Source organism: Halanaerocella petrolearia (genome assembly GCF_054657875.1).
The window spans coordinates 1,066,683-1,092,413 of the sequence record NZ_BAAHXW010000002.1; the positions used below are offsets into that span (position 1 = coordinate 1,066,683).

A 25,731-nucleotide genomic window follows, 5' to 3' on the forward strand; every position below is an offset into this window, starting at 1 on the left:
TTTATAATTAATAATTGTTTGGGTACAATTCAACAAAGGAGTGATTGTTATGTTAGAAGAGATACAATTAGATGAGTCTTCTTCTATTCATTTATATTTACAACTATATAATCAGATTAGAGATTTAGTTAAGGAAGGTAAGTTAAGTCCTGATACTAAATTACCTTCAATTAGAAGATTAGCTAATCAATTAGGAGTTAATAATGTAACAGTAGTTAAAGGATACAATTTGTTAGAAGAGGAAGAGTTAATCTATAAAAAGGTAGGTAGTGGTACCTTTGTAGCACCAGCTGAAGAAATAGAAATAAATGCTGAAGCAGCTGACTTAGACCAACAAATTTATATTGATGAAGATACTAAATTAGATCAAGCAGGAGAGATTAATTTTGCTACTGCGGCTCCAACTCCTGATTTATTTCCTATAGCTCCATTTAAGAAATTATTAAATAAAGTTTTAGATAGAGATAGAGGATATGCTTTTGGTTACCAAAAGAGTCAAGGCTATCTTCCTTTACGAAAGTCAATTAGTAATTATGTAGATCGATATAATATTAAATCTTCTCCAGAGGAGATTCAGATAGTATCTGGAGCCCAGCAAGGAATTGATATTTTAGCCAAGACATTCTTAGATTATGGAGATACTGTTTTTGTAGAACAGCCGACTTATCCAGGGGCTATTTCTGTCTTCAAATCGCGTCAGGCCAATATAGTAGAAATTCCACTAGAGAAGGATGGGATAGATACTGCTTATTTGGAAACTAAATTAGAAGAGACAAAGCCTAAATTTTTATATTTAATGTCTAATTTTCAGAATCCAACAGGTTATAGTTATTCACAAGCTAAGAAAGAGAAGATTATGGAGTTGGCCCGAAAATATAATTTATTAATTATTGAGGATGATTGTTTAAGTGATTTGAACTATGGAAGACAGAATAGTAACTCTCTAAAATCATTAGATCGAAGTGATAGAGTAATTTATATTAAAAGTTTCTCTAAAATCTTTATGCCAGGTTTAAGGTTAGCTTTTTTAATTATTCCTGATCGTTATTTTAATGAGATTCTATTATCTAAATATATGTCTGATATTTTTACTGATGGTTTGGTACAACGAGTATTAGATCTTTATTTTAAAGAAGAAGTTTGGGAAGAGCAGTTAGCTAGATTAAAAGAGACTTATCAAGCCCGGTATCAAAGTATGATTTCTGCTTTAGAAGAACATTTACCTAATGAGATTGAATTTGTGAAACCTGATGGTGGATTGAATTTATGGTTAGAGTTACCAGAAGGAATATCTACTAGTAAAATTAAGGATAAAGCACTGGCTAAAGGAGTTAATATTGCTCCTGGAGCTGCATTTTATCCTAATCAGCCCCAGAAGAATAAAGTTAGATTAAGTATAGCAGCAGTTGATAATCAAAAAATTAAAGAGGGAATAGAGAGGTTGAGTACAGTGTTGAAAGAAGAGCTAGATAATAAATCAGATGATACTTGGGATAATTCAGTAATGCCTTTAGTTTAGGTCTAACTATATACAGGACTTTCAACTTTTAGAATAACATCAACAGCATCAGCTAAATTTTCGACTGAAAAATCGGCTTTTGGATATTTGGCCCCAACTTTAATAGTTCTACATCCAGCTCTGTGACCAGAAATAACATCTGATTTACGATCTCCAACCATAAAGGATAAATCTAAATCAATATCATATTTATTGGCTAATTTAAGAATCATACCAGGGTTGGGTTTGCGACAGTTGCATTCAGTCTTAAAATGGGGACAGTATTCAATATCGTCTATTATAGCGTTGTCTTCTTTTAAGGTAATAATTAAGTGTTGATGAATCTTATCTAAATCCTCTTCTGTAAAGTAACCAGATTCAATACCACCTTGGTTAGTTACAATATGAACTTGATAGCCATTTTGATTGAGTCTTTTAATTGCTTTAGCAGTCCAAGGATATAATTCTAAGTCTTCAGGAGTATTAACTGGTTTTTTATAATTATTAATCACCCCGTCACGATCTAAAAATACAGCTTTGTTCATATTAGGTCTCCTTTCTTAAACAAAGTGTTAGTATTAGTTTTCTTATATATTTAATATTTTCTTAATATTTAGTTGTTATACTAGAAACAGATTGGTAACTTTTCTTTGGTATATTGTTAAAATATATCGAGATATTTCTGCAGTTTACAGTTTACAATTTACAGTGTACAGTTAAGGTCAAAACCAATAAAAATCTAAGATGTATCTTTACTAAAAATAATTTTGTTATTTTTAAAAGGTTTTGATTTTAAATAAGAAAAACAATGCGACTTTTTACTTAAGATAGCAGTTAATATATGAATCAAAAGTGTTGAATATAATCTAGTAATCTTTTAATAGTAGGAAGCATAACTTGTTTTTCTAAAAAATCTTTTTGTACCTTTTTAGTAGTTTTATCAGATGTAAATGAAAAATAGTCAGTTACTTCAATTCATTTATTGTTAAACTATATAGCTGATTAAAATTATTGAATTAATGATAAAGACTACTAATTGCGCTCTAAATGAAATGAAGAAGTACTCTTGGGGTGTATTTTGACAAAAGGTACTCGGAAGAAGGCCGATAGGCCGTTCCGAAACCGTCTTTGAATTCAATTTTTTTAGTTAACTTTTTATTAAAAAGTGACGAAATATCTCGATAATATTTCATTTTTGAATTGAAAATAAATCTACTGAAAATTTTTAGCTGAGGTGATAAAAATGGAAGATAAAGAAATTTTAATTGCTGATGATGATCAGAATGTACATGAAATTATAAGTTTGTATCTTAAAAAAGAAGGTTGTAATATATTAAAGGCTCAAGATGGTGAAGAAGCACTACAGCTGGTAGCAGATAATGATCCTGATTTAATTATATTAGATATTATGATGCCTAAACTTGATGGTCTAGAAGTAATTAAAGAATTGAGAAAGAATAATGAGGTACCAATTATATTTTTATCTGCTAAAGGGGAAGAGTTTGATCGAGTGTTAGGTTTAGAGTTAGGTGCTGATGACTATGTAACAAAGCCTTTTAGTCCTCGAGAGATAGTTGCTAGAGCTAAAGCTATCTTTAAGAGAATGTCTAACAGTAGTAATAATGAAGAATCAGATCGCAAATTAATAACTTACCCAGATTTAGTAATTGATCCAGCCAATCGAGAGGTTAAAGTAGAAGGGATAGAGATTGAATTATCACCTAAAGAGTATGAAATATTACTATTATTAGCTCAGCATCCTAATCAGGTATTTAAAAGAGAGAGGTTATACGATAGAATCTGGGGAGTTGATCATTATGGAGATATGAGAACAGTTGATGTTCATATCAATTGGTTAAGAGATAAGTTAGATTTAGGGTTTATTCAGACAGTCTGGGGGGTAGGCTACAAGTTTGTAGTAGATAAAGATGCTAAATAGCCTGTTTAAGAAGATTATGGGAAGTTATATTATAATTCCATTGCTAATTCTACTTGCTTTGATTATTTTTCTACCTCAATACTTAGAAGATTATTTATCTCAGTCCAAAAGAGAGGAATTAATTAGAAAAGGACAGTTAGTAAGTAAGATAATTAAAATTAATAGTAATCAGCAGGAGCTTACTGAGTCTCTATCTAATTTAGAACAGTTATTAGATACCAGTCTAGTTGTTGTTAATTCAGAAGGGAGAATTATTAATCAAGGACGACAGATGAGACAAATGATGAATAGACCTATGGGCATGAATGGTATGATGAAGCATCGAGGTATGATGGGGCCAGGTATGATGAAATCAAAGGTGAACGGGAGAGGACCTAATCATATGATGCATGGGTCAGAAAAGCTGTTAGGGTTAGAAGATGAGCTAAATAAAGTATTAGAAGGAAAACAGGTAACTTTTCAAGGGAATAGTCCAATGTTGAAACAACCTATAATTGCTGTAGGAATTCCAGTCTATACTTCTTCTCAATTAGCATTATTTTTGATCTCTCCTATTCAAGGTCTACAGGAAATGGTATTTAGAATTAGAAATTTGACATTACAGATTACTTTAGGAGCTATTATTTTAGCTTTAGTTTTAGGTTATTTTATTTCTCGTGGTATTACTAGCCCTGTACAAGAGATGAAAGATAAAGCTCAAAGAATGGCTGCTGGTAATTTTGAAGAAGAATTAAATGATTTACCTGATGATGAGATTGGTGAGTTAGGAACTAGTTTTAATTATATGTCGCAACAGTTAGAGAAGAATATGAATGCTTTAGCTACAGAAAAGAGTCGAATGGAAGAGATGCTAACTAGTATGACTGAAGGGGTATTGGGAATTACAATTGATGAAGAAGTTGTACTGGCCAATTCAAAGTTAGAAGAAATCTTTGAATTTGAAGAAAAGATAATTAATCAAAAATTTTCACATTATTTCCCAGGAGAATTAGTAGAGTTAGTAGAAGAAGTATTAACTAAAGGAGTAGAAAATAGTTATGAGTTTGAATGGCAAGATCAGATTATTGCAGCTCAAGCTGCTCCTGTAGAAGAGAAAACAGACAAGCTATGGGGAGTAATTATTCTAGTTCGTGATGTGACTGAAATTAGAAAATTAGATGAAATGAGACGATTATTTGTAGCTAATGTTTCTCATGAACTAAAGACACCATTAACAGCAGTACGTGGCTACCTAGAAGCAATCTTAGATGGAGTAATAGATGATGAGCAGTTAGAGGAGGAGTATTTAAGAAGGGTTTTAAGAGAGACAGATCGGATGTCAGAATTAGTAACTAATATTTTAGATTTATCACGTCTACAGTCTGGGCAGATGGAATTTGAATTAGAAGAGGTAGATTTAATCAGTTTAATTGAATCAGTAGTAGTTAATTTAGAATCGAGACTGAAAGATAGAGATGTAACTACTAATATGCCTCATAGCTTGATAATTGAAACTGATCCTAGGAAACTAGAAGAAGTAGTTATTAATCTATTAAGCAATGCTATTAAGTTTACTACTGCAGATGGTAATATTGAGATTAAGGTAATATCTAAAGATGATGAAATTGTAGTTGAAGTAATTGATGATGGAGTAGGAATTCCTAAGACAGAGTTGCCTTATATTTGGGAAAGATTTCATCAGGTTGATCGGGCTCGTTGTCCAGATGAAGAAGGAACAGGATTAGGTCTGGCAATTGTTAAAGAGATAGTTGAAGGTTTAGATGGAGAGATAACAGTTGAAAGTACAGAAGGAGTAGGTAGTAACTTTAGTTTCTCACTTCCTTTAAATACTAATAAAGAGTTTAATAAAGTTTAATTATACTTAATATTATTAGTATATAGAGGTTTGACTTTGCTAGAAAGGAGCAAGTGGATATTGTCTTCTAAATTATATGTCTGTCAGTATGTACATCTTAGTAGAATTGATCAAGAGGATGATTATAAAGCTCGAATAATTGATTTAAAGAAAGATGAGATTAGGTTACATTCTGAATCTGATTTGACTGAGCTTACTGCTGAAAACCAATTATTGACTCTATCTTTTATAGATAATAATGCTTTATATAGATTAAGGGTAGTTGTAAAAGAAGTTAAAGAAAAATACCTATTAGTAACTGTAGAAAGTGGTATAGAAAGGGTACAGAGAAGACGGTATGTTAGGGTCCCTATTTATAAAAAGATAGAGTATAAATTAATAGATAATAAAGGAGATGATTTTAAAGAAGCAATAGCTTTAGATATTAGTGGTGGTGGATTGAAGGTAATGACTAAGGAATTAGATGGAATTAATATAGAGGCTGAATTAGAAATAAAACTTGATTCTTTTTCTTTAGAATTTAATATTGTTGAGGGGAGATTAGTTCGTGTACAAGCAGAAGATGATTCTGAGTCAGAAGAGAAAGTTTATTATTTAGGAATAGAGTTTGTTGACCTACCTAAGGCTTGGCGAGAAGATATAATTGAATGGGTATTTGCAAAACAGAGAGAATTAAAAATAAAAGGGAAACTTTAAACTTCAGCTATCAGCTGAAGTTTTTTATTTTCTTTAAAGAATCTTATAATTTTCTTAATACTTTCTTAATATTTAAGGTATATACTATAAGTGCAAGATAAGAGAAAGGGATAATTTAATATAAATTTTGTAAGGAGGGGATAGTGATGAAAAAGATAGTTAGTTTAGGATTGATTTTGGTACTATTAGTAGCAGGTTCTGCTTTAGTATTAGCTCATGGTGGTGGATTTGGTAATCAAGGATCAGTAGGTAGAGGTTATAGATATGACCAAGATTATTATCAATATCAGTTGAATCTATCTGATGATCAACTAAACCAGATTGAAGAGTTGAGAGATGAATATTATCATCAGGCTGAAGATATTATGGATCAGTTAAGAGACAAAAATTATGAATTACATGAATTGTACTTTGAACAAAATGCTAGTCGAGATAAAGTAGTAGGGCTGCAAGAAGAAGTTAATGGTTTAAGAAATAAACTAATTAAGTTAAGAACTAATTTCTATTGGAAGTTAAGAAATGTTTTAACTGATGACCAACTAGAGCAGTTTGCAGACTATGGTTTTGGTTTCAATGGAACAAGAGCAGGTTATTTCTGTCCTGGGTTTAATATGAGGGGTGGTACAAGAATGATGGGTTGGTAAGACTTAAGTCATGAGTTGTCTGTTATGAGTTAATAGTAAAATTGTTTCTAGAATAGATTGCAGTAGAAATTAAGATTTATTTACAAAGGGAGGGATAATTATGATGCATGGTATGATGAGAGGATGGGGTTCTCCAATGCGTGGATTCTTTGGTAGAGGATTTTTAGGGGGGAATATGATAATTATGGCTATTTTTTGGATTATAATTATTGGTGGTGCTTTTTATTTTATTAACAAGTTGATTAATAATACTACTGGTAATAAGTCAAGATTGAATAGAACTAAGCAGGATGATGCTTTAGAGATTGCAAGACGGCGTTATGCTCAAGGTGAGATTAGTAAGACTGAATTTCAAGAGATCAAAGAAGAATTACAGTAATAGATTAGTCTGAGAAGAGGTAGAAAATCTACCTCTTCTTTTATTTTTTGAGAGATTATATTTATTATTCTTTAGGTAGATCACTGCGAGCATTAGGAGTAGACTGTTTAGGGTCTTTAAGACGTTCATTCTTTTCATCAGCATCAATTTTCTCTAGAATTTCTTCAGTCTTTCTGTTATCTAATTCTTGGCTTATTTCCATTTCTTCTTTAGATTGCTTAGGGTCTTTGTTTGACATTTTAAGTTCCTCCTTCTCTAATTATTATTTATCATGTGAATGTTTTTTATCAATCTGCACACAGCAGACGACAGATAGCTGATAGACGTGGCACAAAAGTGACATTTCTGCAATTAAAATTAGGTTATGAAGTTTTTTTAACTATCAATATTTATTATAGGGTTTATCAAAGAATATACTATAGTAAAAAGAGGATAAACTAATATTGAAACTAATTAATTATTATGAGGTGATATAATGGAAGAAAGAATTATTGATTATTTGAAAGATCAGATAGACTATCAACAAGTGATAGGTGAACCTTATCAAGTAGAAGATATGACTTTAATTCCTATCTTAGATATTTTAGTTGGTGGAGGTGGTGGTACCAATGCTAGTGGAGGTGGTGCTTATTTAACTCCTAAAGCAGTTGTTATTATTAAGCCACAAGGTGAGGTATCTTTTCTACCTTTACAAGATGATTGTTCAAAGGAGCAAATTGTAGAAGAATTTCCAGAAGTGATAGAGAAGATTGAAGTAATCAATTAGTAGTTTATAATTAAATATTAGAGAGGTGATTAAAATTTTTAAATTAAAGATAGAAGATGGAGTTAAATATTATATTATCGAGGAATTTTCAGAAACTGGTTTAGTGGAACATGCTTTTAGTACTAAAATAGGTGGAGTAAGTAAAGATGAATATACCAGTTTGAACCTTGGACTACATGTCTCTGATAATAAAGAAGATGTAGTTGAAAATAGAAGACGAATCTGTAATCTATTAGATAGTGATCATCAACAGTTAGTGGCAGGAAAACAGTTGCATAATGATCGAGTTAAAATTATTAATAGAGAAGATAAAGGTAGTGGGGCTTTGAGTTATGATACTGCTTTAGAGAATACTGATGCTTTATTAACTGATAAGAAAGGAATATTATTGACTTCCTACTATGCTGACTGTACCCCTATTCTTTTATTAGATCCAGTTTTAGAGGTGGTTGGTTTAGTTCATGCTGGATGGAAAGGAACTGTCAAAAAGATTGCACAACAGACAGTTTTACAGATGAAGGAAGTCTATGGAACCAATTTAAGTGATCTATTGGTAGGAGTTGGCCCGTCTATAGGAAAGTGTTGTTATCAAGTTGATGAGCAAGTAATTAATCCTTTGCAAAAAGAATTTAGTAATTGGGAAGAATTCGTTGAAGAAGTAGATGATCAACAATGGAAATTAGATTTAAGTTTAGCAAATCAAGTTCAATTAGAGGAAGTCGGAGTAGAAAGAAGAAATATTATACATAGCAACTTATGTACTGCTTGCCATTCAAATTTATTCTATTCCTATCGTAGAGATAAAGGAGAGACTGGTAGGATGGCTAGCTTAATAAAACTAAAGTAATGGAGGATTAGGTATGTCTGCAAAGATTTTAGTAGTTGATGATGAAGAAAATATAGTACAACTAGTTAAATTTAATCTAGAAGAAAAAGGCTATGAAGTTGTTACGGCCTATGATGGACAGCAAGCATTAGAAGTTGTAAAGAAAGAAGACCCTGACTTAATGGTGTTAGATTTAATGTTACCTGAAGTAGATGGATTTGATATTTGTCGAGAGATTAGAAAGAATGACCAGTTTAATAAGTTGCCTATTATTATTTTATCTGCTAAAGAAGAAGAAGTAGATAAAATATTGGGGCTAGAGTTAGGAGCAGATGATTACATAACTAAACCTTTTAGTCCTAGAGAGTTAATTGCTCGAGTTAAAGCAGTTTTACGACGAGTTACTTCCCAGGATTTTGTTCAGAAAGATGATGTAATCAAAGTAGGAGATGTTAAGCTTGATTTGAATAAGTATCAAGTTGAAATTGTGGGATCTGAAGTCAATTTAACCCCTAAAGAATTTGAATTATTATCTGTGTTAATGACTAATCTTGGGCAGGTATTTTCACGGAGTTATTTGTTAAAGGAGATTTGGGGTTATGATTATCAAGGTGATACTAGAACAGTAGATGTTCATATTAGAAGATTACGAAAAAAACTAGGAGAATATAGTAAGTTAGATTATATTAAAACTGTTAGAGGAGTAGGATATAAATTTAGGGATCTAGGATAAGGAGTTAAAGATATGCTACAGAGATTAAAGAGTATTAGATGGAAGATTGTAACTTTATATTTAGTCTTATTAATTATTACTTTGGTTTTTTCAGGATACTTTTTACAACAATCTTTAGAAAACTATTTTTCTCATTGGTTAGATAAAAAATTAATTGGAGAAATGGAGTTAGTTAAAGGGATTATTAAGCCTATTATACAAGGAAGAGATACTTTAGAATTAGATAAGTTGATTGATAAGTATGGTAAGCAGTTAGAGACCAGAATCACAGTTGTTAATGATAATGGTAAGGTATTAGCAGATTCTAGAGAAGATCCAACTACAATGGATAATCATTTAACTAGACCTGAAATTCAGCAAGCTTTATATAAAGGGTTAGGTAAAAAGATAAGGTATAGTGCTACTTTAGGAATTGATATGAGATATATAGCTATACCTATTAAAAATAATGGTCAAGTAATTGGAATTATTAGGGTAGCTTTAAGTTTGAATAAGTTAAATCAGCTTTATAATGGTATTTGGCGTGTCTTATTTCAGATAGGAGTAACTGCTTTTATAATTTCTATTATATTATCTTTTAAGTTTACTAAGCGAATTACTGAACCAATTGGTGAAATGACAGCAGTGGCCCAGAGGATAGCTAATGGTTTTTTAGATCAGAAACTAGTTGTTAAAACTGGAGATGAAATTGGTAGGTTGGCCCAGATGTTTAACCATATGGTAAATCAAGTTAAGAATAAGATGGGGCAGCTATCTAGTGAAAAGAGTAAGATTGAAGCTATTGTTACTAGTATTGGTGATGGAGTAATTGCTATCAATGAAGCAAGAGAGATTATTTTAATCAATTTAGCTACAGAACAGATTTTTGGAGTTAAGGAAGAAGATGTATTAGGGCAGTCAGTTATTCAAATTACTAAAAATTACAAGCTAGATGAATTGGTAACTGAGGCATTAGAGACAGGAGAAGTTTTAACTGAAGAAATAGAGTTATTATTACCAGAAGAGAGGATATTTCGAATAAGGTTGGCCCCGATAGAGAGAGAGAGTCAAGCTACAGGAGTAGTAGCTAGCTTAAGAGATATTACTGATATAAGAAAGTTAGAGCAGATGCGAAAAGAGTTTGTCAGTAATGTATCCCATGAGTTAAAGACTCCATTGACTTCAATTAAGGGTTATGTAGAGACATTATTAGAGAGTGATTTAGATATAGAAACTTATAATTCTTTCTTAAAGATAATTGGTGATGAGACAGAACGCCTTGAGCATTTAATTAATGATATATTGGATTTATCTAAGATAGAAGCTGGTAATAATTTAATAGAAGAAGAGATAGATTTAGTAACAGTAATTAATGATATTATTCCAGTTCTAGAGCCAAAAGCTCAACAGAAAGAAGTTGAATTACAGTTAGATTTACCATTTGAATTACCTAAAATCCAGGGGAACCAAGACCAATTATCTCGTCTAATGATTAATTTAGTTGATAATGCTATTAAATATACTCCCTCTGGGGGAAAAGTTGAAATTAGAGGTTATTCTGAAAATGATGAAATAGTAATAGAAGTAGAGGATAACGGGATAGGAATTCCCAAAGAGGATATTTCCCGTATTTTTGAACGATTTTATCGAGTCAATAAAGCCAGAAGTCGTAAGCTAGGAGGTACTGGCCTAGGACTATCAATTGTGAAGCATATAGTAGACCAACATGGTGGAGAAATTAATGTAGAAAGTGAATTAGAGCAAGGGACCAAATTTACTGTTAGATTATAGTTCTCTATTCTCTTATAATTAAAATTAGATAGTGAAGTTATTTTCTCAACAACCCAATTTAATAAATAATTTTGTTAATTTAGATGCAAAGCACACCTAAAAGGTGTGTTTTTTTATTATATATCTAAGTTATGTAATCATTTATGTAATGTAAAAAATAAAAAGAACATAAAGGAATTTTAATCCATATTAACTAAATTTAATAGTAGATGTAATATATTATATATTAAGTAATCATAATTGAAAGGAAAGATATTAATGAAGAAAGAATTTGAAAATATTTTTAGTAGCATCAAACTAAAATTAATTATAGTACTCTTAATAATAATATTAGTACCAGTATTCATATTAAGTTATTTGCAGATTCAAAAGACAGAGAGTATATTACAGCAAAATTTTATTGCAGCTACTAAAAGAGAAATTAAGCAAGTAAATAATACTGTTGATGTATACTTTGATAGAATAAAAGGAGAATGTAAATCATTAGCATCCAGTTATATTGTAGAAGAAGTAGATAAGGATATTACTTCTTATGTAAATAAGGGAATAGAAAAAGAATTGCAGATGAATCTCGTTAAAAATGGAGGAGTTGAAACTAGGATTTATAATAAATTTTCCAGTTTTGCTCAGATTCATTCTAATATATCTTATGTATATTTAGCAACTAAAGATGGAGGTTATATTCAGTGGCCTAGTAGATCAGTTCCTCAACATTATGATCCTAGAAAAAGTTATTTTTATAAAATGGCTATGAAAAATAAAGGCCAAGTTAGTATAATCAGACCCTATTATAGAAATAATCAAGAAACTAATCCTTATTCATGGGCTAATAATAGAGACAATAAAATACCTACTGTTAGCATAGTCACAACTGTGGAAAATAATGAAGGAAAAATTATAGGAGTACTAGGTCTTAATATTAGTTTGAAAGGTTTAGTTGATAAAATAAAGAGTATTAGCATGAAGAATAAAAGTTATGTGATTGTGACAACTAAGGATGGAATTATTTTGAATCATTCTCAAAAGCCTAAATATAATTTTCAAAATATAACGGAAATTGGAGTAGATAAGTTAAATAACATAGTTGAAATGGAGCAAGGAAACTTTAAAGTGAATATGAATAATAAAAATTATTTTGTAAGTGTGAATACATCTTTACAGACAGGTTGGAAGTTTATATTTGGAGTGGAAGAATCGAAATTAAACCAGGATTTATATTATATATATGAGGTAGTATTTTCAGTAATAATTATATTTACAAGTATGATGATTGTTATGATTACAATCTTCTCTAATAAATTTTTACAACCTATAATTACTGCTACTGATTTTGCTCAAAAAATTGCTGATAAAAAGTTAGATATTTCTCCTTTGCAGATTAAAACTAATGATGAAGTTGGTAGGTTGTCTAGAGCTCTTAATATAATGAAAGATAATTTACATAGTAAAATGGAAGAGTTGAATCAATTAAATCAAGAATTAAAGCATGAAAAGAATGAATTACATAAGTATCTTGATGTAGCTGAAGTGATATTTTTAGTGTTAGATAAGGAGGGAAAAGTTGAATTAATTAATAAAAAAGGATGTCATATTTTAGAATATGATGAAGAAGAGATGATAGACAAAAATTGGTTCGATAATTTTACTAAGGAAGAAGAGACAAAAGAAGCTAAAAATAACTTTAAAGCTATGATGAATGAAAAACCAGAGTTGAGAGAATATTTTGAACAGACTATTTTAACTAAGAATAATGAAGAAAGAAAAGTTGCTTGGCACATTTCTTTATTAAGAGATAATGAAGATAATAATCAAGGGATATTAGCATCAGGAGTTGATGTTACTAAACAAAAAATGTTAAAAGAAGAACTAGAATATAATAAATTCAAGGTAGAGTTTTTTGCTAATTTATCTCATGAACTAAAGACACCATTGAATTTAATCTTTTCATCTTTACAGATGTTAGATTTATATCATAAGACTAATATTGATTCTGAATCTTATCAGAAAGCGAAAAAATATACTGCGACTATTAGGCAGAATGGATATAGGATGTTAAGATTAACTAATAATTTAGTTGATATTACAAAGATAAATTCTAATTCTTTTAAGTTAAATATAGCTAATCATGATATTGTAGAAACTGTAAAAGAGGTTACTTATTCTGTAGCAGACTATATAGATAATAAAGATAGGAGATGGCAGTTTAATTCAGAATTAGAAGAGAAGATAGTAGCCTTTGATACTTTTAGTATGGAAAGAATAATACTAAATTTATTATCTAATGCCATTAAGTTCACCGAAGAGGGGGATGAAATATTTGTCAATATCTCTACTCAAAAGGATAAAGTTTTAATTTCAGTTATAGATACAGGAGTTGGGATACCAGTAGATCAACAAGAGAATATTTTTAAGAGGTTTAGGCAAGTGGATAAGTCCTTTACTCGAAATAACGAGGGCAGTGGTATAGGCTTATCTATTGTTAAGTTACTTGTTGAGTTACATGGTGGCAAGATTATAGTAAATAGTAGATATGGTGTAGGTACAGAGTTTATTATAGAACTTTCAGATAGAGTAATAAGTGAAGATAGACTAGATTCTAATCATATTCAACAGCAGAAGGAGTTAATTGATAAAATAGATGTAGAACTTTCAGATATTTATGATTTATAGTAATCAGTTTAAGGAGGCCAGAAGATGAAACGTCTATTTGTAGTAATTTCTATAGTAGTACTCTTAGTTAGTTGTAATTATTCTGATCAAGCAAGTTATACAGTAGAAGGTATTAAAAATCATAACTTTGAAACAGGAGATTTAACTGGTTGGAAAGTTATTAGTGGTAATGCTTTTAGTGATGGTGATGTAACTAATAGTAGTAGTTGGGGATGGGATGGTCCTTTTAATCAAAGTGATAAATATCATTTATGGGGTTATGCTGATGGAGGAGATAATCAAGTTGGTGTTTTAAGATCTCAAAGTTTTATTCTTAAAGGTAATGGTCAGATTGATTTACTGATAGGTGGAGGAAAAGATATTAATAAGTTTAGTAAGAGTAAGAGATAAAAAAGAATTATTTAAAGCTACAGGGAGAAATAGAGAAGATTATAGAAGAGTATACTGGAATGCATCAGAATATATTGGGGAAGAATGTTATATTAAAGTAGTAGATAGAGCTCAAGGTGGCTGGGGACACATTAATGTTGATAATATTAATGTCCCTATAGAAGAGAGTAAGGTTTCTAATTTGACAGCTATTAAATTATCTAAACCTGATTTTGAATTCAGTTCAGATAAAATAAAAGAATTATATAATAGTGGTCCTTATCGACCACAATATCATTTTTCTACTCCTCAAAGTGCTATCAATGTTCCCAATGGATTAATTCATTGGCAAGGAGATTATCATTTGTTTTATCAATCTAGTTTCAATAGTGTAACTTGGGGGCCAACTGACTGGGGCCATGCAGTCAGTAAAGATCTAGTACATTGGCAACACTTACCGACTGCCCTAGCTCTAGAAGAGACTGATAATATGGGAGATATGAGTGGGATCTTTTCTGGTAGTGTAGTCAATAATAGAGGGGAATTAACTTTAATCTACACCAAATTTACTGATCCTAGAGCTCATCCTAATAAGATGCCTGAGACTCAAGCAATAGCCACTAGTCAAGATGGTATAAGATTTAAAAAGTATAAAGGTAATCCAGTAATTGATAAGTTGCCTGCTAAAGCAAGTCCCCAATTTCGTGATCCAAATGTTTGGAAAGATAAAGATGGATTATGGAAGATGATACTTGGTTCAGGATATAATGATAAAGGTATTCTTCACTTATATAGCTCTCCTAACTTAAAAGAGTGGACTTACTTAGGGATATTATTCAAAGAAGATAAAACTAATAGTAGTAGATGGATAACTCCAGACTTCTTTTCTATAAGGGATAAGTCAATTATATTTGTGACTGTTAATGGAAATAGGCAGACTACACTTTATTTTGTAGGAAAATATAAAAATAATAAATTCATCCCTGAAACTAGTGGTAGAGTCGACTTTGGTCCAGATTTTTATGCTGCTCAAACTTTTAAAGATACAAAAGGAAGAAGAATTATGATTGGTTGGATGGATAGTTGGGAAGGGGCTAAATTGACTAAAAAGAGTGGTTGGTTAGGTGCAATGTCTTTACCACGTAAACTATTTTTATTTCCTAATGGTGATTTAGGAAGCAAACCTATAGCAGAATTAAAACAACTACGAGCTACTAAGAGACCTAAATACCATTTTGAAGATCTAAAAATCACTTCAAAACAATCTGGTTACCTATCTAATATTAAAGGAGATACTTTAGAGATAAAGGCTAAATTCAAGATTAATGCTTTCAACTTTAATAAGTTTGGTATTGAATTACGTAAATCTCCCCAGGAGAATGAAGAGACAATTATTGCCTATAATCCAAAAACAGAAGAGTTGATAATCAATAGAAACAAGTCAGGTATAGGAAATAGAGGTATTTATCAAACAGATTTGAAATTGATTGATAATAATACTGTAAAGTTTCATATTTACCTAGATAGATCTTCAGTTGAGGTCTTTGCAAATGATGGAAGAGCAACTGGATCAGCTAGAATTTATCCGCACTGGGAAGAGAGTTTAGGGCTTGATCTGTTTATTGAAAATGGCAGTGTAACTCTTAAGTCAATTGATATTTGGAAGTTAGAATCCGCTTGGAAAAAATAAAGTCTATATAAGTAACTTTGTAATCTACAAAAAATATTATATAAAGTTAGATTTGACAAGGTTTAGAGATGTATATATAATCTAATAAAGAAATAAGAAGAGTATAAGTTGATAAGATTTTAATACTCTTTGTATATTTTAAATCAAATTTAAGTAAGGAGTTGAAATGAAATGAGAGGAGTTATTACTTTAGGCGAAGCATTGATTGACTTTATTCCTTTAGATGAAAATAATACAGAGTTTAAGAAGAATCCTGGGGGAGCTCCAGCTAATGTAGCAGTAGGATTGAGTAGATTAGGGGCCAACTCTAGCTTTATAGGAAAAGTAGGAGATGATGTACTAGGTAATTTCTTACAAAGAACTTTAGCTGATAAAGGTGTTAATACTGGAGGAATGTTGTTAACTGATGAAGCTAGAACAGGGTTAGTATTTGTTACTTTGGATAAAACAGGCGAGCGAAGCTTTAGTTTTTATATTGATCCTAGTGCCGATACCTTCTTAAATGAAGCAGATATTAAAGAAGAACTGTTTACTAAGAATAAGATATTACACTTTGGTTCTATATCTCTAATCAATGAACCAGCTTGTAGTGCTACTAAATATGCTGTTAAAGAAGCTAAAAGAAATGGAATGTTAATCTCTTATGATCCTAACCTACGCTTAAATCTTTGGGATGATGCTGATCAGGCTAAAGAAGGTATTATTTCTATGTTAGGAGAAACAGATATTCTTAAGATTTCAGAAGAAGAATTAGAGTTTATCACAGGTGCTCAAGAGGTAGAAGTAGGAGTTAAGCAATTAAAGAAAGAGTATGATATTTCATTAATTTATGTAACTTTTGGTAGTAAAGGAGCTTATTATTATTATCAAGGAGATTTAGGATTTGTTCCAGCCATGAAAGTAGATACAGTTGATACAACTGGTGCTGGTGATGCTTTTGTATCTGGTATTCTTTATAATCTCAATGAAATGGATAGAGATTTATCTGAGTTAGATACTGAGTTTTTAGATTATGTAACAGAGTTTGCTAGTGTTTCTGGGGCTTTGGCTGCTTCGCAAAAGGGAGCTATGTCTGCATTACCTACTTTAGATGAAGTAAAAGATATTGTAAAGAATAAATAAAATTAATACTTGATTTTACCATCAAAATTTTGTATAATTTTTATAAGAAAAGAGTTGGGAACGTTACCAAGCCAAAGAAAGGGTATAGTATATGGGAATGACAATAAAAAAAATAGCTAAGTTAGCTGATGTTTCAAAGTCTACAGTTTCGAGAGTCATTAATGATTCTGAGCATGTAAGTGATGAAGCAAGAAAGAAAGTTCAACAGGTTATAAATGAGACAGGATATATTCCTAATTCTATAGCTAAGGATTTACAAAGAAATAAGACAAATACAATAGGAGTTATTCTCCCTAGAATAAATACTAGTACCTTTTCTTCGGCGGTAGAAGGCATAAGTGATACAATGCATGAGAATGGATACAGTATTTTATTAACTAATACTAGATTAAACACTGAAGAGGAAATAAATCATCTTAAGTTATTAAAAGAGAAGAGAGTAAGAGGAATTTTATTCTTTGCTACTGAAGTTACAGAAGAGCATATAGAGACATTGAATAGAATAGATATTCCAGTTGTAATATTAGGTCAGGACACTACTGATCTTTTAGATTTTCCTTGTGTTATTCATGATGATCTTATTTCAGCAAAGAATATAGTAGAATATTTAGTAGACCAAGGGCATAAAGAGATTGGCTATATAGGTATTAAAGAATATGATGTTGCTGTGGGCCAACTGAGAAAAAAAGGATATGAAGAAGTATTAAAAGAAAATAATTTAGAAGTAAAAGAGGAATATATGTATAAAGATGGTTTTAGTATGGAGTCAGGATATAACGGAATGTTTGAAATAATCAATAATTCCAAAAAATTACCTACAGCTATTTTTGCAGCAACGGATAGGTTGGCTATTGGTGCTATAAAATGTCTTAAAGATAATGGTTATCAAGTGCCTGAAGATGTATCTATAGTAGGGATAGGCGACTCTGATATAAGTCCTTTAATTACTCCAGAGTTAACAACAGTTCGGTATGATCATTTAAAAGCAGGAGAAGAAGCCTCTAAAATCTTATTGAATTACATTAATAATAAACAAGTGAAGAACAAGTTAGTTATGGATTCTCATATTATAGAAAGAGAAAGTGTAATAAATATATAAATTATGATAATTTTACAGTTGGGAAGGTTCCCAAATGGACTTCATTTGGGAAATTCTTATAGATATTTTGGGAAGGTTCCCAAAATGATATTATTCCAATATAAGATATTATATAGACCTAAATAGATAACTTTCATAAGTTAATAAGTTAAAATAGGTTTATATATTCAAATAAGTTTATAACTATTAATTTATTAAATAATCAGCTGATTAAGCAAGTGTATCTTGATAGGTTGCTGTTAATTAACTAATAGAGGAGATAAGATATTAGATTAATATTTTAATATACAATAATTACATAAGCTCCTCTTTATAAGGTGTTCTTTGAGGTAGGATAATTAAGAAATAAAAATAAGGAGGAGAGAAAATGGATTACAAAAAAGTAGCCACAGAGATTATTAAAGCAATTGGTGGCAAAGAAAATCTAGATAGTGCAGCTCATTGTGCAACTAGACTTCGGTTAGTTCTTAAAGATAATGATAAAGCTGACAAGGAAGCAGTTGAAAATATTGATGGAGTTAAGGGAGCATTTGTAAACTCTGGCCAGTTTCAGATTATTATTGGTCAGGGGACAGTTGATAAGGTTTATAAAGAGTTTACTGAAGCTGGTAATGTTTCAGAAGTAAGTAAAGGTGAAGCTAAAAAAGAAGCAATGAAGAATTTAAATCCATTCCAACGTTTTGCTAGGATGTTATCTAATATATTTGTTCCTATTATTCCGGCTATTGTAGCTAGTGGAGTTTTAATGGGAGTTTTAGGAATGCTTAAGGCTTATGGAGTTGTTGGTGGAGATAGTGCTGCTTTTAAGTTACTAAATATGTTCTCTAATGCAGCTTTTATTTTCTTACCAGTTATAGTTGCTTTTAGTGCAGCTAAAGAACTTGATACTAATCCATATTTAGCTTCTGTTCTTGGTGGAATTATGATTCACCCCGCTTTACAGAATGCTTGGACAATTGGAGAAGGTATAGAAAAGACAATTAACTTGTATGGTTTAGAAATTGGAATGGTAGGTTATCAGGGTACAGTATTACCAATCTTATTAGCCGTTTGGATTATGAAGTATATTCATAATGGCTTGAAGAAAGTCGTACCTGATATTTTAGATATAATCGTAACTCCATTTTTGACTATTTTAAGTACCGGATTTATTTCTCTTGTTGTTATTGGCCCATTTGCTAGATTGATTGGAGATGGAATTTCATTTGGATTGCAAGCTATTTATGATACTGCTGGCCCATTAGCAGGATTGATTTTTGGTGGTGCTTATTCTTCAATTGTTGTAACAGGAATTCACCATAGTTTCCATGCTATTGAGGCAGGATTATTATCTAATCCAGATATTGGAGTTAACTTTTTGCTACCAATTTGGTCTATGGCTAATGTTGCTCAAGGTGGTGCAGCTTTTGCTGTTTACTTTATGACAGAAAATAATAATATGAAACAGATTTCATTACCTGCGGCAACATCTTGTTTATTAGGAATTACTGAGGCTGCTATTTTTGGTGTTAACCTAAGGTTAATGAAACCATTTATTGGTGGTGCCATTGGTGGTGCTTTAGGTGGGGTCTATGTGGTAGCTACTAATGTAGGCTTTACTGGATTAGGATTGACTGGACTTCCAGCAATTAGTATTGCAGCTTCTGGAGATATAGTTAATTATGTTATTGGACTATTAATAGCATTTGGTGGTGCATTTGCAGCTACTTGGATGATAGGTTTTGAGGAAAAATAATAACCGAATATGAAAGTCTTAAAGAAGGGGGGGAGACCTCCCTTTTTTACTGTATATATTGAAGGATTGTTGATATAGTGTGTTACCTATCTGCTGTGAGTAGATGGTCTTTATCACGAAGAGTTTCTATGAAACTCGTAAGGTGAGCTAAATCAAAGTCAAAATCATTAATATAAAACCTTAGAATATAGGATTCATAGTGAGTTAGATTTTGAATTAGCTCATAGCACACAGCTCAAGACACACGACTAGTGTCACTTTTAGTGACATATTTATATTATGGATAATTAAGACTGGAGGGATTATAATGAGTCAAGAAAAGAAGAAAGAATTGTTAGATAAAGCTTATCAATCTATTGAAGAAGTAAAAGAAAAGGTAGAAAATGATTATTATAGATTACAGTATCATGTTATGCCACCAGCTGGTTGGTTAAATGATCCAAATGGTTTTATTCAGTTTGATGGGGCTTATCATTTATTTTATCAATTTCATCCTTGTGGTCCAGAGAGTGGATTGAAATATTGGGGACATTATACAAGCCAAAACTTAATTGATTGGGAAGAGCAGTCTATTGCCTTAACTCCTAATAAGTGGTATGAGACTCATGGTTGTTATTCTGGTAGTGCAGTAGATAATGATGGCATTCTTACTTTGATGTATACTGGTAATGTCAAAAATGATGGAGTCAGAAGTGCTTATCAGTGTTTAGTTACAAGCGAAGATGGAGTTGATTTTAAAAAGAGTGAAGATAATCCAGTAATTAATAGTCAACCGGAAGGTTATACAGCCCACTTTAGAGATCCAAAGGTCTGGAAGAAAGATGATGTATGGTATATGGTAATTGGTGCTCAAACTGTTAAAGAAGAAGGTAGGGTATTATTATATAAATCATCAGATTTAAAAGACTGGGATTTAGTAGGAGAAGTTGCAGGTAGTAATCTAAATGGCTTAGATGATTTTGGTTACATGTGGGAGTGTCCAGATTTGTTTGAATTAGGAGATAAAGAGGTATTGATTACTTTGCCACAAGGATTAGAACCAGAAGGGGATCTGTATAATAATATCTATCAAGCTGGTTATTTAGTTGGTAAACTAGATTATGAAACAGGAGAGTTTGATCACGGAGAGTTTACTGAATTAGATAGGGGATTTGATTTTTATGCTGCTCAGACTACCTTAGACCAACAAGGGCGAAGAATTATGGTTGCTTGGATGGGGCTGCCAGAGGAAGATGAAAAATATGCTGAGAGAGAGAATGGTTGGATTCATGCAATGACATTACCTAGAGTATTAGAGTTAGGAGAAGATGATAAGTTGATTCAAAAGCCAGTTCCAGAGCTAAAGGAGTTACGTCAAGAAAGAGTAGAGTATCAAGAGGTTGAGATTAATGATGAAGAGTTAGCTCTAGAAGGTATTTCTGGAGATGTAGTTGAGTTAATTGCTGAGTTTGATATAGAAGATGCACATGAGTTTGGGTTAAAGGTTAGATCTGCTGAAGATGGTAGTGAAGAGACTGTAATTAAATATAATACTAATAATCAGAAGTTATCACTTAATAGAAATAAATCTGGTCAAGGTGGGAAAGGTATTAGACGTTGTTTATTAGAGAATGATGGTGCAGTTAAACTACATCTATTTCTTGATACTTCTTCTTTAGAGTTATTTGTTAATGGTGGAGAAGAGGTATTCAGTAGTCGGATTTATCCAGATAAAGATAGTCAAGAAATTAAATTCTTTGCTCAAGATGGCAAAGTTAATCTTAAAAAAGTTGAGAAATGGAATCTTAAGTAATTATTAAAGGCTTGCTAATTGGGCAAGCCTTATTACTTTCTAATAAAAATTTTATTAACTTACTTGATTTTATTTTATTTTCTCTATATAATAAAACCAACAAAACTGATAAGGATTATACAGATTGGAGGATGGAAAAATGAAGAAATTAGGTTTCATATTAATTATTACAATATTAGTTGGAGGTTTAATTGTAGGTTGTACTAGCAATCAAGAAACAACTACTGATAAAAAGGTATTAGAAGTAGGTTTAGAAGGTACGTATCCACCATTTAATTTTGAAACAGAAGATGGTCAGTTAAAAGGTTATGATGTAGAAGTAGCAAAAGAGATTGCTAAAAGAATTGGATATCAAATTGAGTTTGTACCTACTAAGTGGTCGGGAATGTTTGGAGCATTAGAGGCTAGAAAGTTTGATATGATTGTAAATCAAGTAGCTATAACTCCAAAGCGTAAAGAAAAGTATGCTTTTACTGAACCATATGTATATTCAGGAGCTCAATTAATTGTTAAGAAAGGTCAGGATAATATTGATTCACTAGAGGATTTAAAAGGAAAGAAGGTAGGAGTAGGGTTAGGTAGTAACTATGAACAGATTGTTAAATCATTTGATAAAAATAATGAAATTGAAGTCAAAACTTATGAGGTTTTATTAGATACTTTAAATGATCTATCAATTGGTAGAATTGATGCTGCTTTAAATGATAAATTGGTAGCTGGAATTAATATTAAAAAGACTGGTTTGGATCTAAAGTTAGCAGGAGAACCTGTAAAGAAGGTAGTCAATGGTATTGTATTACGTAAAGGTAATAATAAGCTATTAAATAAAGTAAATAAAGCTTTAGGTCAAATGAAAGAAGATGGGACATTAAAAGAGATTTCTATGAAGTGGTTTGGAGTTGACGTTAGTAAGTAAAGGGGATAAAGATGATAAATTTAGAAGTAATAATAGATAAACTACCTTTTGTTTTACCTTTGGGGTTAGTAACATTGAAAATTGCTCTAGTAGCAATGGCTATTGGTCTGGTACTAGGGCTGGTTACTGCACTTATGAGGTTGTATAATCTTCCAGTGCTAGATAAATTATCAGAGCTATATGTATTTATTATTCGAGGAACCCCTCTATTAGTCCAGATTTATATTGTTTATTTTGGTCTACCTAGAGCTGGAGTTGAATTTGGTGCTTTTAGCTCAGCTTATTTGGCCTTAGGGATTAATGTAGGTGCTTATTTATCAGAAGTTTTTCGAGGAGCTATTAAGTCAATTGATAAGGGCCAACTTGAAGCAGCTCTCTCAGTAGGAATGACTTATTGGCAGGCAATGAGACGGATTATATTACCTCAAGCCGCTGTAGTTGCTCTACCAACAACAGGTAATACCTTCATTAATCTAATTAAAAATACTTCTTTAGTTTTTGTAATTAGTATTGAAGAGGTTATGGCTAAGACTAAAAAGTTGGCTGCTTTACATGGTAATTATTTAGAGATGTATATTACTGCTGCAGTAGTTTATTTGATTTTGTTCTTTATAATCTATCAAGCTCAAAACTTATTAGAAAATAAACTTGAAGAGGCATATGAATAGGGTTGATAATATGTTACGAATAGATAACTTGCATAAGTCTTTTGGTCAATTAGAGGTACTAACAGGTATTGACTTAGAGATTGCTGAAGGAGAGGTTGTTGTTTTAGTTGGCCCTAGTGGTTCAGGAAAATCAACATTATTAAGATGTATCAATTATTTAGAAACTCCTAACCAAGGCCAGCTTAAATTAGGTGATTTAGAAGTTGATTTAAGTAGTCAGGATAAAGAAAAGATTAGTCAATTACGTCAAAGAACAGGAATGGTATTTCAAAGTTATAATCTTTTTAAGAATAAGACAGCTTTGGAAAATGTAACTGAGGCTTTATTGGTAGTTCAGAATAAGTCAAAAGAAGAGACAGTTAAAATCGGTCAAGATCTACTGGATAAAGTAGGTTTGGCTGATAAAGAAGGTGAGTATCCAGCTTCTCTATCAGGGGGGCAGCAACAGCGAGTAGGAATTGCTAGAGCTTTAGCAACTAATCCTGACTTGATGTTATTTGATGAGCCAACTTCTGCTTTAGATCCAGAGTTAATTGGTGATGTATTGAAAGTAATTAAAGAGTTGGCCCAAGAAGGAATGACAATGTTGGTTGTAACTCACGAGATGGATTTTGCTCGAGAGGTAGCTGATCAAATTATATTTATGGATCAAGGAGTAGTTGTTGAAGCTGATTCTCCAGAACAAATCTTTTCTCAACCAGAGAAAGAAAGAACTAAAGAGTTCTTAAGCAGAGTTATTAGATAGCCTAAATGGTAGGTGGATACCTACCATTTTTTTGTTTTTTGATATAAAGTTAACTGGAAAAGTTATTATTTAAAGTAATAAAATTGAATAATTATAATCTGATTTGAATAAATAATGGGAATATGGTATTATATCAAAGTTGATAGATGTTAAATTTATGAGAAATATCATAAGTAGGGAGGAATAGAGAAGAATGGTAGAAATGCAGACACTAATTACTTTTGTGATCTATTTTATCTTTTTATTAGGAATTGGGTTTTATTTTTATCGTCAGACTGTTGATGTTGAAGATTATCTATTAGGGGGCCGAGGTTTAGGTAGTTGGGTAACAGCTCTATCGGCTCAGGCTAGTGATATGAGTGGTTGGTTGCTTATGGGGCTGCCTGGTGCTGTTTATTTAGGTGGAGTTAAAGAAGCTTGGATTGCTGTTGGTCTCTTTATTGGAACATGGCTTAATTGGAAGTTTGTAGCGCCACGATTAAGGGTTTATACTCAGGAGACTGATGCTATGACTTTAGCTTCCTTTTTTGAAGAAAGATTTAATGATCCTACTGGATTACTTAGAATAATTAGTTCAATTATTACATTAGTCTTCTTTACAATTTATTCTTCATCTGGTCTAGTTGCAGCAGGTAAGTTATTTGAATCAATGTTTAAAGTCGATTATACAGTTGCTGTTATCTCTGGAGCAGTTGTCATTATGTTATATACTTTTCTTGGTGGCTTTTTAGCAGTCTGTTGGACAGATTTCTTTCAAGGAATTTTGATGTTTTTAGCTATCACTATTGTTCCAGTCTTAGCCTATAATTCAGTTGGTGGAGTAGGAGCAATTAAAGAAGTCATGTTACAGAGAGAAATTTCTATGAATTTAATTCCAGCTGATTTATCTATTTGGGCTATTATTTCATCTTTAGCTTGGGGGTTAGGTTACTTTGGACAACCACATATTCTAGCTAGATTTATGAGTATTGAATCTGTTAAGAAGTTACCACAGGCAATGAAGATAGCTGTTATTTGGGTCTTTATCTCTTTAGGAGGAGCATTGGCTGTAGGGTTAGTTTCAATCCCTATGTTTGATAGTTTAGCTAATGGAAATCACGAAAAAGTCTTTATTTATATGATTGATCAGTTATTTAATCCTTGGGTTGGGGGTATTATTTTAGCAGCTATTCTATCAGCTATTATGTCGACTATTGATTCTCAACTATTAGTATCTTCTTCTGCTTTAACAGAAGATTTTTATAAAAAGATTATTAATAAAGATGCCTCACGACAAGAGATGATGCATGTAGGAAGAATCTGTGTACTTGTTATTTCTGCTATTGCTCTTTGGTTAGCACTAAATCCTAGTAATACTGTCTTAGGATTAGTTGCTTATGCGTGGGGTGGTTTTGGTGCTGCGTTTGGTCCAATTGTTTTATTTGCACTTTTCTCTAAGAATACTAGTTGGAAGGCAGCATTAGCAGGTATGATTACTGGAACTATAGTTTTAATTTTATGGAAACAATTAGGATTTGGAAGTACTTTATATGAAATTGTACCTGGATTTATCTGTAATGTAGTGACTATTTGTGGAGTGAATGTATTTATTGAAGAAGAGAATCAGGAGATAATAGATAGATTTAATGAAGTAGAGACTAGAGTATAATAAAGATTTATTTATTACTTAATGGATTAATTTGCTACTCATCATTATGATGAGTAGCTTTTTTAATTGTCTTTAGAGGGTTTATTATAACAGTTAGTAATTTCTATATGTATTAATTTAACTTCTATAAGATTCTGCTCTTTTTATTGACATTATAAGATCTGAATCATA

Annotated in this window: 23 protein-coding genes; 21 read left to right on the forward strand and 2 right to left on the reverse strand. The window is 31.4% G+C overall.

The window, feature by feature from the left end; genetic code table 11:
- The first annotated feature begins 49 nt into the window (after positions 1 to 49).
- Positions 50 to 1,519 carry a MocR-like pyridoxine biosynthesis transcription factor PdxR gene (gene pdxR / locus ACYQ39_RS12715; RefSeq protein WP_459843738.1) on the forward strand — a complete coding sequence of 490 codons (1,470 nt, stop codon included), beginning with the start codon at positions 50 to 52 and terminating at the stop codon, positions 1,517 to 1,519.
- A 2-nt stretch (positions 1,520 to 1,521) separates the two neighbouring features.
- Here the strand turns inward: pdxR and ACYQ39_RS12720 are convergent, their stop codons facing one another.
- Complete coding sequence (locus ACYQ39_RS12720) at positions 1,522 to 2,043, reverse strand: D-glycero-alpha-D-manno-heptose-1,7-bisphosphate 7-phosphatase (protein WP_459843740.1); 522 nt, start codon at positions 2,041 to 2,043, stop codon at positions 1,522 to 1,524.
- A 698-nt stretch (positions 2,044 to 2,741) separates the two neighbouring features.
- On the opposite strand from ACYQ39_RS12720, the gene ACYQ39_RS12725 reads away from it, so the two are divergent.
- From ACYQ39_RS12725 to ACYQ39_RS12745, 5 genes are all read left to right on the forward strand, one after another.
- Positions 2,742 to 3,437 carry a response regulator transcription factor gene (locus ACYQ39_RS12725; RefSeq protein ID WP_459843743.1) on the forward strand — a complete coding sequence of 232 codons (696 nt, stop codon included), beginning with the start codon at positions 2,742 to 2,744 and terminating at the stop codon, positions 3,435 to 3,437.
- Complete coding sequence (locus tag ACYQ39_RS12730; RefSeq protein WP_459843745.1) at positions 3,427 to 5,292, forward strand: HAMP domain-containing sensor histidine kinase; 1,866 nt, start codon at positions 3,427 to 3,429, stop codon at positions 5,290 to 5,292. The genes ACYQ39_RS12725 and ACYQ39_RS12730 overlap by 11 nt, the downstream gene beginning before the upstream one ends.
- Before the next feature lie 36 nt (positions 5,293 to 5,328).
- Positions 5,329 to 5,988: a PilZ domain-containing protein gene (locus tag ACYQ39_RS12735; protein WP_459843747.1), complete on the forward strand. Its 660-nt coding sequence runs from the start codon at positions 5,329 to 5,331 to the stop codon at positions 5,986 to 5,988.
- A 146-nt stretch (positions 5,989 to 6,134) separates the two neighbouring features.
- Positions 6,135 to 6,632, forward strand: a complete 498-nt coding sequence (locus ACYQ39_RS12740; protein WP_459843749.1) for a Spy/CpxP family protein refolding chaperone — start codon at positions 6,135 to 6,137, stop codon at positions 6,630 to 6,632.
- A 100-nt stretch (positions 6,633 to 6,732) separates the two neighbouring features.
- Positions 6,733 to 7,011: an SHOCT domain-containing protein gene (locus ACYQ39_RS12745; RefSeq protein ID WP_459843751.1), complete on the forward strand. Its 279-nt coding sequence runs from the start codon at positions 6,733 to 6,735 to the stop codon at positions 7,009 to 7,011.
- Positions 7,012 to 7,075: 64 nt separating this feature from the next.
- Here the strand turns inward: ACYQ39_RS12745 and ACYQ39_RS12750 are convergent, their stop codons facing one another.
- Positions 7,076 to 7,249 (reverse strand): hypothetical protein, encoded by a 174-nt coding sequence (locus tag ACYQ39_RS12750; protein ID WP_459843753.1) that lies wholly within the window; start codon positions 7,247 to 7,249, stop codon positions 7,076 to 7,078.
- Positions 7,250 to 7,486: 237 nt separating this feature from the next.
- Between ACYQ39_RS12750 and ACYQ39_RS12755 the strand changes: the two genes are divergently transcribed.
- The 15 genes from ACYQ39_RS12755 to putP all read left to right on the forward strand — a co-directional run bounded on the left by ACYQ39_RS12755 (position 7,487) and on the right by putP (position 25,560).
- Positions 7,487 to 7,777, forward strand: coding sequence for a spore germination protein GerW family protein (locus ACYQ39_RS12755; RefSeq protein WP_459843755.1), 291 nt, complete (start codon positions 7,487 to 7,489; stop codon positions 7,775 to 7,777).
- Between the two features lie 25 nt (positions 7,778 to 7,802).
- Positions 7,803 to 8,624 carry a peptidoglycan editing factor PgeF gene (gene pgeF, locus ACYQ39_RS12760; protein ID WP_459843757.1) on the forward strand — a complete coding sequence of 274 codons (822 nt, stop codon included), beginning with the start codon at positions 7,803 to 7,805 and terminating at the stop codon, positions 8,622 to 8,624.
- 13 nt (positions 8,625 to 8,637) lie between these two features.
- A complete protein-coding gene (locus tag ACYQ39_RS12765) occupies positions 8,638 to 9,336 on the forward strand; it encodes a response regulator (protein WP_459843760.1) in 699 nt (232 codons plus the stop codon).
- Between the two features lie 12 nt (positions 9,337 to 9,348).
- Positions 9,349 to 11,106 (forward strand): two-component system histidine kinase PnpS, encoded by a 1,758-nt coding sequence (gene pnpS / locus ACYQ39_RS12770; RefSeq protein ID WP_459843763.1) that lies wholly within the window; start codon positions 9,349 to 9,351, stop codon positions 11,104 to 11,106.
- A gap of 258 nt (positions 11,107 to 11,364) precedes the next feature.
- Positions 11,365 to 13,776 (forward strand): ATP-binding protein, encoded by a 2,412-nt coding sequence (locus ACYQ39_RS12775; RefSeq protein ID WP_459843766.1) that lies wholly within the window; start codon positions 11,365 to 11,367, stop codon positions 13,774 to 13,776.
- A gap of 24 nt (positions 13,777 to 13,800) precedes the next feature.
- Positions 13,801 to 14,166: a hypothetical protein gene (locus ACYQ39_RS12780; protein ID WP_459843769.1), complete on the forward strand. Its 366-nt coding sequence runs from the start codon at positions 13,801 to 13,803 to the stop codon at positions 14,164 to 14,166.
- Positions 14,123 to 15,835, forward strand: a complete 1,713-nt coding sequence (locus tag ACYQ39_RS12785; protein WP_459843771.1) for a glycoside hydrolase family 32 protein — start codon at positions 14,123 to 14,125, stop codon at positions 15,833 to 15,835. Before ACYQ39_RS12780 ends, ACYQ39_RS12785 begins: the two co-directional genes overlap by 44 nt.
- 171 nt (positions 15,836 to 16,006) lie before the next feature.
- The gene (locus ACYQ39_RS12790; RefSeq protein WP_459843773.1) at positions 16,007 to 16,957 is read left to right on the forward strand and encodes an aminoimidazole riboside kinase; all 951 of its coding nucleotides are present in this window, start codon (positions 16,007 to 16,009) and stop codon (positions 16,955 to 16,957) included.
- Between the two features lie 91 nt (positions 16,958 to 17,048).
- Entirely contained in the window at positions 17,049 to 18,056 is a 1,008-nt protein-coding gene (locus ACYQ39_RS12795; protein ID WP_459843776.1) for a LacI family DNA-binding transcriptional regulator, read from the forward strand.
- Between the two features lie 367 nt (positions 18,057 to 18,423).
- Positions 18,424 to 19,791: a sucrose-specific PTS transporter subunit IIBC gene (locus ACYQ39_RS12800; RefSeq protein WP_459843778.1), complete on the forward strand. Its 1,368-nt coding sequence runs from the start codon at positions 18,424 to 18,426 to the stop codon at positions 19,789 to 19,791.
- 307 nt (positions 19,792 to 20,098) lie between these two features.
- Positions 20,099 to 21,583, forward strand: a complete 1,485-nt coding sequence (locus ACYQ39_RS12805) for a glycoside hydrolase family 32 protein (protein WP_459843781.1) — start codon at positions 20,099 to 20,101, stop codon at positions 21,581 to 21,583.
- A 139-nt stretch (positions 21,584 to 21,722) separates the two neighbouring features.
- Entirely contained in the window at positions 21,723 to 22,499 is a 777-nt protein-coding gene (locus ACYQ39_RS12810; RefSeq protein WP_459843784.1) for a transporter substrate-binding domain-containing protein, read from the forward strand.
- An 11-nt stretch (positions 22,500 to 22,510) separates the two neighbouring features.
- Entirely contained in the window at positions 22,511 to 23,167 is a 657-nt protein-coding gene (locus ACYQ39_RS12815; RefSeq protein WP_459843787.1) for an amino acid ABC transporter permease, read from the forward strand.
- A 10-nt stretch (positions 23,168 to 23,177) separates the two neighbouring features.
- Positions 23,178 to 23,912, forward strand: a complete 735-nt coding sequence (locus ACYQ39_RS12820; protein ID WP_459843790.1) for an amino acid ABC transporter ATP-binding protein — start codon at positions 23,178 to 23,180, stop codon at positions 23,910 to 23,912.
- Positions 23,913 to 24,105: 193 nt separating this feature from the next.
- The gene (gene putP, locus ACYQ39_RS12825; RefSeq protein WP_459843793.1) at positions 24,106 to 25,560 is read left to right on the forward strand and encodes a sodium/proline symporter PutP; all 1,455 of its coding nucleotides are present in this window, start codon (positions 24,106 to 24,108) and stop codon (positions 25,558 to 25,560) included.
- Positions 25,561 to 25,731: the final 171 nt, after the last annotated feature.